This window comes from Rahnella bruchi, from assembly GCF_003614975.1.
In the GTDB taxonomy this organism is placed as follows: Bacteria; Pseudomonadota; Gammaproteobacteria; order Enterobacterales; family Enterobacteriaceae; genus Rahnella; species Rahnella bruchi.
The window spans coordinates 192,861-204,217 of the sequence record NZ_QZWI01000009.1 but is presented as its reverse complement, the minus strand read 5'-3'; the positions used below and the strand labels follow the sequence as shown (position 1 = coordinate 204,217).

Here is an 11,357-nt window from a genome sequence, read left to right as displayed (position 1 = left end):
GAATAGCTCAGTTGGTAGAGCACGACCTTGCCAAGGTCGGGGTCGCGAGTTCGAGTCTCGTTTCCCGCTCCAAATTTCTTCTTCGATATAAAATCATTTCTTTATGCCTTTCTGGTGCATATTTCGTGCGCGAATGAAACAATCATTACACGGTTTGTATTATTTTTTTAAACAGACTTATCCACAGGTTTAGTTGTTTTTTTACACTGTCTGTTTTTTGCGCTTGCCATATTGCCAAAATCTAACTAATTGATTTAAATAAAAATGAATTTATAACGAAACGTTATGACGATCTCTTGCTCTTTTTTTTGCACTTGATTGGCAAAGCATTTTTATTTTTATGCACAGAAAATTATGCAATACGGATCATAGTCTTCAGGGAAAAGTTATGCATCCCTTGGCAAACCTTTTTCCACCGCACGGATCAGCCGTTTCTGCTGTAATGTTTGCACTTCGACACGATGTTCCTTTCTTCTTTCTACCTGTTGCGCGATAGCCCAGCTGATATGTTCATCCAGCAGCGTATTTTCCCCTTCACGCGAATGCAGAGAATCCATCACTTCCTGCGAGTAGGGCGCGTTGCCCAACGCCACCGCAATATTGCGCAGCCAGCGCAAATGTCCGATACGTCGTATCGGCGACCCTTCTGTAATGCGTAAAAACTTCTCTTCCGTCCAGCCAAATAAAGCAATCAGCTCCGGCGCATGCAGTGCGGCGCGCGGGCTAAAGTCTTCTTCATCAGTGAGTTGCGAATAACGGTTCCATGGGCAGATCAGCTGGCAGTCATCGCAGCCGTAGATGCGGTTACCCATCAGAGGCCGAAATTCTTCCGGTATCGCGCCTTCCAGTTCGATAGTCAGATAGGAAATACAGCGCCGGGCATCAACGGTATAAGGCGCGACGATGGCACCGGTCGGGCAAGTGGTGATGCAGGCCACGCACTTTCCGCACTTTTCTTCCTGCGGCTGATCGACAGGTAGCGGTAAATCAATCAGCAGTTCGCCGAGAAAGAACCACGAACCGGATTCACGGTTAAGAATAAGTGAGTGTTTACCAACCCAGCCAAGACCGGCTTTCGCTGCCAGCGGGCGTTCCATGACCGGTGCGGAATCAACAAAAGGTCGGAAGGTGACATTCTGGTCAGCATGTTCAGTGCAGTGCGCCTGGATCATGTCGCCCAGTTTTTTTAACCGCTGGCGCAACACTTTGTGATAGTCGCGCCCCAGGGCATATCGGCTGACGTAACCGAGTTGCGGATTATTCAGGGTTTTGGCAAAGGCGGCTTTGGCGGGCAGATAGTTCATGCGCACGCTGATCACCCGCAACGTGCCGGGCAATAATTCATGCGGACGGGCGCGTAGCAAGCCGTGGCGTGCCATCCAGTCCATCTCGCCATGATATTGTTTATCAAGCCAGTCTTGCAGTTGGGGCTCTTCGACAGATAAGTCTGTATCGCAGATGCCAACCTGCTGGAAGCCTAGCGATTGGCCCCATTGCTTGATATGTTGAGCCAGTTGAACGAGATCGAGAGGGAGTGTCATGACGAACCAACGTGAAAAACGAAACGAGGCGAGTTTACCACATTCCGTGTTTTCTGCTGACTGGCTGCGACAAGCTGAGCGTCAGGCCGCGCAGGAAACGGGGATTTCTCTGTTTACGCTGATGCAACGTGCGGCAAAAGCCGCGTTTTTGCTGGCGCAGCGTGAGTTTCCGCAAACGCGTCACTGGCTGATTTTATGTGGTCACGGCAATAACGGCGGCGACGGTTTCGAAATCGCCCGTCTGGCGAAAACCGCCGGAATACGCGTCACCCTGCTGGCCGTGGAAGGCAATAAACCCTTGCCGGAAGAGGCAGAGACGGCGCGACAGGGCTGGCTGAAAGGCGGCGGAGCTGTCAGTGCAGCCGAATCCGCGTGGCCGCACGACACCGATTTGATTATCGATGGTTTGCTTGGCACCGGTTTATCCTCTGCGCCGCGCGCACCTTATGATTCCCTGATTGCTGCCATTAATTCGGCGTCTTTGCCTGTCATCTCTCTAGATATTCCTTCGGGTCTTGATGCGCAGACCGGTCAGACAGCGGGGAAGGCGGTACACGCCACGCACACCGTCAGTTTCATTGCCCTGAAACCCGGTTTACTGACCGGTCAGGCGCGCGATTACACCGGCAAATTACATTGTGATGCGCTTGGGCTGGAAAGCTGGCTGAGTGGGCATGTTGCGGCATTGCAGCGGCTTGACGCTTCGCAGCTTAGTCAATGGTTGCATCCGCGCCGCCCGTGTTCTCATAAAGGTGAGCACGGACGTTTGCTGGTGGTGGGCGGCGATACAGGATTTGCCGGTGCGATCCGTATGGCGTCGGAAGCGGCTTTGCGTACTGGTGCCGGACTGGTGCGAGTACTCACTCACAAAGAGCATGCCGGTCCCTTACTGACGGCCAGACCTGAGCTGATGGTGCAGGAACTGAGCGCAGAATCACTTGATGAAGGGCTTGAATGGGCGGATGTACTCGTCATCGGCCCCGGTTTAGGCCAGAAAGAATGGGGTAAACAGGCAGTGGATCGCGCGGCAAAGTGGGATAAACCGGCCTTATGGGATGCTGATGCGCTTAACCTGCTGGCAATCAATCCACGGAAACGGCAAAATCGCGTACTGACGCCTCATCCTGGCGAAGCCGCCCGTTTACTCGGTTGCAGCGTGAAGGATATTGAGAGTGACCGCTTACTTTCGGCGCAAAAACTCGCGGCGCATTATGGCGGCGTGGTGGTGCTAAAAGGTGCAGGCAGCCTGATTGCCAGTGAACAGGGTGAAATGGCAGTGGCGGATGTCGGCAATGCCGGAATGGCATCCGGCGGTATGGGCGACGTGCTTTCTGGTATCATTGGCGGATTGCTGGCTCAGAAACTCAATGTATTTGATGCAGCCTGCGCGGGTTCAGTCGTACATGGCGCTGCCGCAGACGAAATTGCCCACCGGCAGGGAACGCGCGGAATGCTGGCAACTGATCTTTTAGCGGTGATTGCCCCGTTAGTTAATCCAGACCTGAAGAAATAGATATCACTGAATGAATCAACTTAATATCTCTTTACCCGACGAAGCGGCAACGCTGCAACTAGGTGCTTCTCTGGCGAAAGCCTGCGAAGGCTCAACGGTTATCCATCTTTATGGCGACCTGGGAGCCGGTAAAACAACCTTTAGCCGGGGATTTCTTCAGGCATTGGGGCATCAGGGCAATGTGAAAAGCCCGACTTACACCCTGGTTGAGCCTTATCAGCTGGAAACGATTGCCGTCTATCATTTTGATTTATACCGTCTTGCTGATCCGGAAGAGCTGGAGTTTATGGGGATCCGCGATTATTTCGCACAAGACGCCATTTGTCTGGTCGAATGGCCGCAGCAGGGCGCTGGCGTGTTACCCGAACCGGATATTGAACTGACGCTGGATTATTCCCAGACCGGGCGCACCGCGACGCTGGTGGCGGTTTCTGATTCTGGCATAAATTTGCTGCATCGTGTTCAACAGCAAGGATGATCACGCGATGAATTTACGTTTTACCTCTCTGTTTACTTCAGCGGCGATGTTGCTATCGACGCTGATGTTGTCTGCCGTGCTGGCATCGCCGGTTTTTGCGGCGGGTATGAAAAACATCAATGTTTCCAACGGGCAGACGCAGTCGACAGTCACGATTACGTTTGACGGTTCGCCGGATTACTCGTTTTTCCCGCTGCATAATCCTGAACGTGTGGTGATGGATATCCGCCAGGACGGCGTGATGAAAGGGTTGCCGCTCAATTTCAATGGTCAGAATCTGGTGACGCGTGTGCGTGCCAGTACGCCACCCAATGCACAAAGTCAGCGCCTGGTGTTTGAACTGAATCAGAAAGTCAGAACCAACGCGACGAAACAAAAAGACGGCAGCCAGTATACGGTCGTGCTGACTATGAATGCCTCTGCGCCCGCGCCGCGCCGAACTGCGCCGGTTGTAACGGCCACCAATACGCCTTCGCCTAATGCAGGCAAAACGGTCACTCCGTCCTCTAAATCTAATCCGTTTACCAACGATCAGACTAAAGTGGTTTCCACGACTGTCGCACCGGATAACTCGCGTTCCTCAACCGTCAGTACCAGTGACAGCAAAATCATTGTCGCGATTGATGCCGGTCACGGCGGACAGGATCCCGGTGCTATCGGCGCGGGCGGCCTGAAAGAAAAGAATGTCACCATCGCTATCGCCCGCAAATTACAGGCGATTCTGAATGCTGATCCGATGTTCCAGCCGGTATTAACCCGTGACGGCGATTACTTTATTTCTGTGATGGGACGTTCAGACGTCGCGCGTAAGAAAAATGCCAACGTTCTGGTTTCCATTCACGCCGATGCCGCGCCAAGCCGCAGCGCGCGTGGTGCATCGGTCTGGGTATTGTCGAACCGCCGTGCGAACAGCGAAATGGGTAACTGGCTGGAGCAGCACGAGAAGCAATCCGAACTGCTCGGCGGCGCGGGTGATGTGCTGGCGAATACTGCATCCGACCCGTATCTGAGTCAGGCCGTGCTCGATTTGCAGTTCGGGCATTCACAACGCGTAGGTTACGACGTCGCAACCCGCGTTCTGCGTGAACTGCGCTCCGTCGGCTCGTTGCATAAAGCGAAACCGGAGCACGCCAGTCTGGGCGTATTACGTTCGCCGGATATTCCTTCATTGCTGGTGGAAACCGGCTTTATCAGTAACTCAACTGAGGAGCGGCTGCTGGGCAGCAGCGCGTACCAGGATAAAATTGCGAGGGCCATTCACATCGGTCTGCGTAATTATTTCCAGTCGCATCCGATACAAAACGGCCCAAAGGTCGAAAACCGCCCGCTGCTGGCCTCATCAGCAGCGGCGGCAGCAGACAATAGCGCGGCAGCCAGCACCACCCGTCAGCCGGGGCCGATTGAAGTGACCGCCGGTGCAGCCGGTGCCACGCAGATCCATAAAGTGACCCGCGGCGAAACACTGACCGGTATCGCGAACAGCTACGGCACGACCAATGCGGCGCTACGTGACCTTAATAAATTGAAAAAAGACGGGGTTTGGGTCGGCCAGAGATTGAAAGTGCCCGCGGGCACCCGCACATCTTCCGGAACAACGGCAAAAGCCTCGAAGAAACCGGCAAAACATAAAGTGAAACGTGGTGATACGTTGTCGGCAATCGCGAGTAAATATGGTGTCAGTATGAATGACATTAAAACCGCAAATCACATGAAGTCTGGCGAGGTACAGCTCGGCCAAACCTTAACTATTCCACAGACTTAAGGGCGGTTTATAATCGCCTGCCACAGGAGCCGCTATGCCGATCAAGGTACTGCCGCCGCAACTTGCTAACCAGATAGCAGCGGGCGAAGTTGTCGAAAGGCCGGCTTCCGTGGTGAAAGAGCTGGTGGAAAATAGCCTTGATGCGGGCGCAACGCGCATCGATATTGATATCGATCGTGGTGGTGCCAAACTTATCCGCATTCGCGATAACGGCTGTGGGATTGGCAAAGACGATCTGGCTCTGGCACTGGCGCGTCATGCCACCAGTAAGATTACCTGTCTTGACGATCTCGAAGCTATTCTCAGTCTCGGCTTTCGCGGCGAAGCACTGGCAAGCATCAGCTCGGTTTCGCGCCTTATCCTGACATCGCGCACGGCTGAACAAAATGAAGCCTGGCAGGCCTACGCCGAAGGGCGCGATATGGCGGTCACCGTCAAACCGGCGGCGCATCCGCAGGGCTCAACCGTGGAAGTGCTGGATTTGTTCTACAACACCCCCGCCCGCCGTAAATTCATGCGCACCGAGAAAACCGAATTTACTCATATTGATGAAGTCGTCCGCCGGATTGCGCTGGCGCGCTTTGACGTTTCCGTCAATCTCAGTCACAACGGCAAACTCATTCGTCAGTATCGCGCGGTCAAAGATCCTTCGCAGTTTTCCCGCCGTCTGGCGAGTATTTGCAGCCCGACGTTTGTCGAGCACGCGCTGGAAGTGGAGTGGAGTCACGGCGATTTGGCGATACGCGGTTGGGTGGCGGATCCGGCCGGTTCACGCAACCTGACGGACATGCAGTATTGCTACGTGAATAACCGCATGATGAAAGATCGCCTGATAAATCACGCGATCCGCCAGGCGTATCAGGATCAGCTGAAAGACGATCAGCAGCCCGCGTATGTTTTGTATCTGGATGTCGATCCGCATCAGGTGGATGTGAATGTGCATCCAGCCAAACATGAAGTGCGTTTCCACCAGTCTCGGCTGGTGCATGATTTTATTTATCAGGCCGTGATGTCCGTATTACAGCAGGCGGGGGCGCCTGTGCTGGATGAACCGCAGTTACAGGAAGATACGCCGCGCTGGCAGCAGGAAAACCGCCAGGCCGCGGGCGGAAACCATTTCTCGCAACCGGCAGAACGCCAATCACCATCAGTGCGTGAACGTGAAAACAGTAAGCCGCGTGAAAATGTGTTTCCTGAAACGGCACGTGCCAGCCAGCCACGCGAGCCTGCTTTTCGCAGCAATGAACCGTCTTATAATCCTTCTGAAAGCAAGGCTTACGGGCGATTGTTGCAGTCGGCATCTGAGTCGTTTTCATTGCAAGAACCCGCGCCGGTCGCGGCACAGCCCGCTAAGCCTGCTGCACCTGCGGCCCGTACACTGGCGGAACCGGCACTGGAATCACACAGCCAGAGTTTTGGGCGTGTACTGACGGTCTGTTCGGCGGAATATGCATTGCTTGAGCGCGGCAAACAGTTGGTGTTGCTGTCATTGCCGGTGGCCGATCGCTGGCTGAAATGGGCGCAGCTGACGCCTGGGGATGAAGGGTTACGCCCACAGCCGCTTTTGATCCCGCTGAAACTGAATGTGAGTAAAGAAGAGGCCGCTGTGATGGCGCGGCATCAGACGATGTTGCAGCATTTTGGCTTAGAAATGCTCAATGAGTCGCATCGTGTGACGGTTCGCGCGGTACCTTTACCATTACGCCAACAAAATTTACAAAAGTTGATACCTGATCTGTTAGGTTACCTTGCTGTTCAGCAGGAGGTGACTTCTGATGCGGTAGCCATGTGGTTTGCCCGCCACTGTGGCTGCGAGCACGAGATATGGACGATTTCACAAGCCATACAATTACTCACGGATGTTGAGCGTCTTTGCCCGCAGTTGGTGAAATCGCCCCCGTCCGGACTTCTGCAACCTCTTGATTTACAGCCCGCGCTGGCGGCTTTTAAGCATGACTGATTCTGAAAAAAACTCCGCACCCCCGGCGATTTTTATTATGGGGCCGACCGCATCCGGTAAAACGGCACTGGCGATGTCGCTGATAAACCATCTTCCTGTTGAGTTAGTCAGCGTGGACTCTGCTTTAATCTATCGTGGGATGGATATCGGTACAGCCAAGCCGACGGCGGAAGAACTGGCGCAGGCACCGCACCGCCTGATCGATATTCTGGATCCGGCTCAGGCTTATTCCGCCGCTGATTTTCGTCGCGACGCATTACGCGAAATGGCGGAAATAACCTCACGCAATAAGATCCCGTTATTGGTAGGTGGGACTATGCTTTATTTCAAGGCATTGCTTGAAGGACTTTCCCCGTTGCCACCGGCTGACCCTGAGGTTCGTGAACGTATCGAAAAGCAGGCGGGGGAGCAGGGTTGGGAGGCACTTCATGACCAATTGCGCGAGATAGATCCGGTGGCGGCAATGCGAATTCATCCGAATGATCCGCAGAGACTGTCCAGAGCACTGGAAGTTTTTTTTATTTCGGGTAAAACTTTAACGGAACTGACTAAAATTTCGGGTGAAACATTGCCCTATCGCGTTCATCAGTTTGCGATTGCACCGACCCGCCGTGAATTATTACATGCGCGGATCGAGGAACGTTTTAGTCAGATGTTGTCCAATGGTTTTGAAGACGAAGTCAAGACGCTGATAGCTCGGGGCGATTTGCATACCGATTTGCCTTCTATTCGCTGTGTAGGCTATCGCCAGATGTGGTCATATTTATCTGGTGAATTCGATTACGATGAAATGGTTTATCGTGGTGTTTGCGCGACACGACAGCTGGCCAAACGTCAGATGACTTGGTTGCGGGGTTGGGAGGGTGTCGAATGGCTCGATTCTGAGAAGCCAGAAGAGGCCTTAAACCGTGTAATTCAGGTTGTTAGTGCATAGGTTGGGTGATTGTGTACAATTGATGAGTACTCAGCGCGCAAATTTTTTATGTGATTTATTTTCGAGCCGATAGGCTCAAAGTTACAAACAACAAACTAATAAGGAAAAGATAGAATGGCTAAGGGGCAATCTTTGCAAGATCCGTTCCTGAACGCATTGCGTCGTGAACGTGTTCCGGTTTCTATTTACTTGGTGAATGGTATTAAGCTGCAAGGCCAGATTGAGTCTTTTGACCAGTTTGTCATTCTGTTAAAAAATACGGTAAGCCAGATGGTGTATAAACACGCTATCTCCACCGTAGTGCCTTCCCGCCCGGTGTCACACCATAGCAATAATCCAGGTTCGGGCAGCACCAACAATTACCACCAAGGTAGTACTCCGTCTGCGCAACAGCCGCAGCAGGAAAACGATGACGCTGAATAAAGCGCAACGTTGGTCAACCACGAAGGGGTTCATAAGTATTCCGATTATGCTTATGTACCCCCGGCTGGCGAATTTTTCCCAAATGAGAGGTCGCAAGCTTGTTTGACCGTTATGAAGCCGGTGAGCAGGCCGTACTGGTTCATATCTATTTCTCGCGAGACAAAGACACGGAAGACCTGAGCGAATTTGAATCGCTGGTTTCTTCTGCAGGTGTAGAGGCGTTGCAAGTCGTCACCGGGAGCCGTAAGGCACCGCACCCAAAATACTTTGTCGGTGAAGGAAAGGCCCAAGAAATCGCAGATGCCGTCAAAGCAACGGGCGCCTCTGTCATCCTGTTTGATCACGCCTTGTCCCCCGGCCAGGAAAGAAACCTGGAAGCCTTATGCGAATGTCGCGTTGTCGACCGCACCGGATTGATATTAGATATTTTTGCCCAGCGGGCCCGAACACACGAAGGTAAGTTACAAGTAGAACTGGCGCAATTACGCCACATTGCTACCCGACTGGTTCGCGGCTGGACGCACCTTGAACGACAGGGCGGCGGTATTGGCGCACGTGGTCCGGGTGAAACCCAGCTCGAAACTGACCGCCGTTTACTGCGCGACAGAATTACTTTAATCCTCAGCCGTCTTGAAAAAGTGGCTAAGCAGCGTGAACAGGGTCGCCGTTCACGCGTTCGTGCGGATATTCCGACGGTGTCTTTGGTTGGATATACCAACGCCGGGAAGTCCACACTCTTTAATCGTATTACTCAGGCCGATGTGTATGTGGCCAATCAGTTGTTTGCTACGCTCGATCCTACGCTGCGCCGCATTATGGTGGCAGATGTCGGGGAAACAGTTTTGGCGGACACCGTAGGGTTTATTCGTCACCTGCCCCATGATTTGGTTGCGGCCTTTAAAGCAACGTTGCAGGAAACCCGACAGGCATCTCTGTTATTACATGTTATTGATGCATCTGACATCCGTGTTCAGGAGAATATTGACGCGGTGAATACGGTGCTGGCAGAGATCGAAGCAGATGAAATTCCTGCGCTGTTAGTGATGAATAAAATAGATATGCTGGATGATTTTGTCCCGCGTATCGACCGCAATGAGGAGAATTTGCCTGTCAGAGTTTGGCTCTCAGCCGTGACAGGTGAAGGCATTCCGTTGCTTTTTCAGGCATTAACGGAGCGACTCTCTGGCGAAATCGCGCAGCATGAATTGTGTTTGCCGCCGGAAGCAGGCCGCCTTCGTAGCCGTTTTTACCAGCTTCAGGCAATTGAAAAAGAATGGATTGAAGAGGATGGCAGTATTGGTCTGATGGTGCGAATGCCCATCGTTGACTGGCGCCGCCTCTGCAAACAAGAGCAGGAACTGGAAAGCTATGTCCGCAACCAGAGCCTGTCTGATTTGGCCTGAAGAACACCAATCATAGAATAATGGAGCTATAACATGGCGTGGAATCAGCCCGGTAATAACGGACAGGACCGCGACCCCTGGGGCAGCAGCAATAATAATAGCGGCAACTCTGGTGGAAATTCTGGTGGAAATAATGACAACAAGGGCGGCCGCAATCAGGGGCCACCTGATCTGGATGATATCTTCCGTAAGCTCAGCAAAAAGCTGGGTGGTTTCGGTGGAAAAGGTTCAGGCAACAATAATAACAACGGCAGCAACAATAACGGTACGCCAACCGGTTCCGGTCATGGAATGAGTGGCACCCGGATTGCCGGCATCGCGGTCGCAGCGGTGGTGGTTATCTGGGCTGCAACAGGTTTCTATACCATTAAAGAAGCCGAACGTGGCGTTGTGACCCGTTTTGGTAAGTTCAGCCATCTGGTTGAGCCGGGCCTGAACTGGAAACCGACCTTCATCGACCAGGTCCGCGCAGTAAACGTAGAATCGGTACGTGAGCTTGCTGCATCTGGCGTGATGCTGACCTCTGACGAAAACGTGGTGCGCGTTGAAATGAACGTACAGTACCGCGTGACGGATCCTGAAGCCTATCTGTTCAGCGTCGCCAACCCTGACGACAGCCTGAGCCAGGCAACGGACAGCGCATTACGTGGCGTTATCGGTAAATACACGATGGATAAAATCCTGACTGAAGGCCGTACCACCGTGCGCAGCGATACCCAACGTGTACTGGAAGAAACCATTCGTCCGTACAAAATGGGTATCACCATTCAGGACGTCAACTTCCAGACCGCGCGTCCGCCGGAAGAAGTGAAAGCTTCCTTCGATAACGCGATCGCTGCCCGTGAAAGAGAGCAACAGTCTATTCGTGAAGCAGAAGCTTACGCGAACCAGATCCAGCCTCTGGCAAACGGTGAAGCACAACGCTTACTGGAAGACGCAAAAGCCTATAAAGACCGTACTGTTCTGGAAGCACAGGGTGAAGTTGCCCGTTTCTCCAAACTGTTACCTGAATATAAAGCCGCGCCGGAAATCACCCGTGAGCGTCTCTATATTGAAACCATGGAAAAAGTCCTCAGTCACACCCGTAAAGTTCTGGTGAGTGACAAAGGGAATAACCTGATGGTATTACCGCTGGATCAGATGCTGCGTGGCGGCAATGCAGCAGCCAATGACACCAGCAAAAATGATGAATCAGGTTTGTTGCCTTCCGTTCCGGGTTTAACCAGCAGTAATGGCAAAAGCAATGCCGGTACCAGCAGTTCCCGTTCGTCTGGCAGTGTCATGGATCAGCGCCGTGCAAACGCACAGCGTGACGATACACTTCGCGTAGGGAGAGAATAACA

9 protein-coding genes are annotated in these 11,357 nt (G+C 52.9%); 8 read left to right on the top strand and 1 reads right to left on the bottom strand.

What is annotated here, in order from left to right; translation table 11 throughout:
• Positions 1-386 precede the first annotated feature (386 nt).
• Entirely contained in the window at positions 387-1,541 is a 1,155-nt protein-coding gene (queG, locus tag D5398_RS16305; protein ID WP_120508565.1) for a tRNA epoxyqueuosine(34) reductase QueG, read from the bottom strand.
• Here queG and nnr point away from each other — a divergent pair.
• From nnr to hflK, 8 genes are all read left to right on the top strand, one after another.
• Complete coding sequence (nnr, locus tag D5398_RS16300) at positions 1,540-3,054, top strand: bifunctional ADP-dependent NAD(P)H-hydrate dehydratase/NAD(P)H-hydrate epimerase (protein ID WP_120508564.1); 1,515 nt, start codon at positions 1,540-1,542, stop codon at positions 3,052-3,054. The two genes, queG and nnr, sit on opposite strands and share 2 nt — an antisense overlap.
• Before the next feature lie 10 nt (positions 3,055-3,064).
• Positions 3,065-3,532 carry a tRNA (adenosine(37)-N6)-threonylcarbamoyltransferase complex ATPase subunit type 1 TsaE gene (gene tsaE, locus D5398_RS16295; protein ID WP_120508563.1) on the top strand — a complete coding sequence of 156 codons (468 nt, stop codon included), beginning with the start codon at positions 3,065-3,067 and terminating at the stop codon, positions 3,530-3,532.
• Positions 3,533-3,539: 7 nt separating this feature from the next.
• Positions 3,540-5,294: an N-acetylmuramoyl-L-alanine amidase AmiB gene (gene amiB / locus D5398_RS16290; RefSeq protein ID WP_120508562.1), complete on the top strand. Its 1,755-nt coding sequence runs from the start codon at positions 3,540-3,542 to the stop codon at positions 5,292-5,294.
• 34 nt (positions 5,295-5,328) lie between these two features.
• Positions 5,329-7,254 carry a DNA mismatch repair endonuclease MutL gene (mutL, locus tag D5398_RS16285; RefSeq protein WP_120508561.1) on the top strand — a complete coding sequence of 642 codons (1,926 nt, stop codon included), beginning with the start codon at positions 5,329-5,331 and terminating at the stop codon, positions 7,252-7,254.
• Entirely contained in the window at positions 7,247-8,188 is a 942-nt protein-coding gene (gene miaA / locus D5398_RS16280; RefSeq protein WP_120508560.1) for a tRNA (adenosine(37)-N6)-dimethylallyltransferase MiaA, read from the top strand. The genes mutL and miaA overlap by 8 nt, the downstream gene beginning before the upstream one ends.
• Positions 8,189-8,302: 114 nt before the next feature.
• Positions 8,303-8,611, top strand: a complete 309-nt coding sequence (hfq, locus tag D5398_RS16275) for an RNA chaperone Hfq (protein ID WP_013573763.1) — start codon at positions 8,303-8,305, stop codon at positions 8,609-8,611.
• Positions 8,612-8,709: 98 nt separating this feature from the next.
• Positions 8,710-10,014, top strand: a complete 1,305-nt coding sequence (gene hflX / locus D5398_RS16270; RefSeq protein ID WP_120508559.1) for a ribosome rescue GTPase HflX — start codon at positions 8,710-8,712, stop codon at positions 10,012-10,014.
• Between the two features lie 33 nt (positions 10,015-10,047).
• Complete coding sequence (hflK, locus tag D5398_RS16265; protein ID WP_120508558.1) at positions 10,048-11,355, top strand: FtsH protease activity modulator HflK; 1,308 nt, start codon at positions 10,048-10,050, stop codon at positions 11,353-11,355.
• The last annotated feature ends 2 nt before the right edge of the window (positions 11,356-11,357 follow it).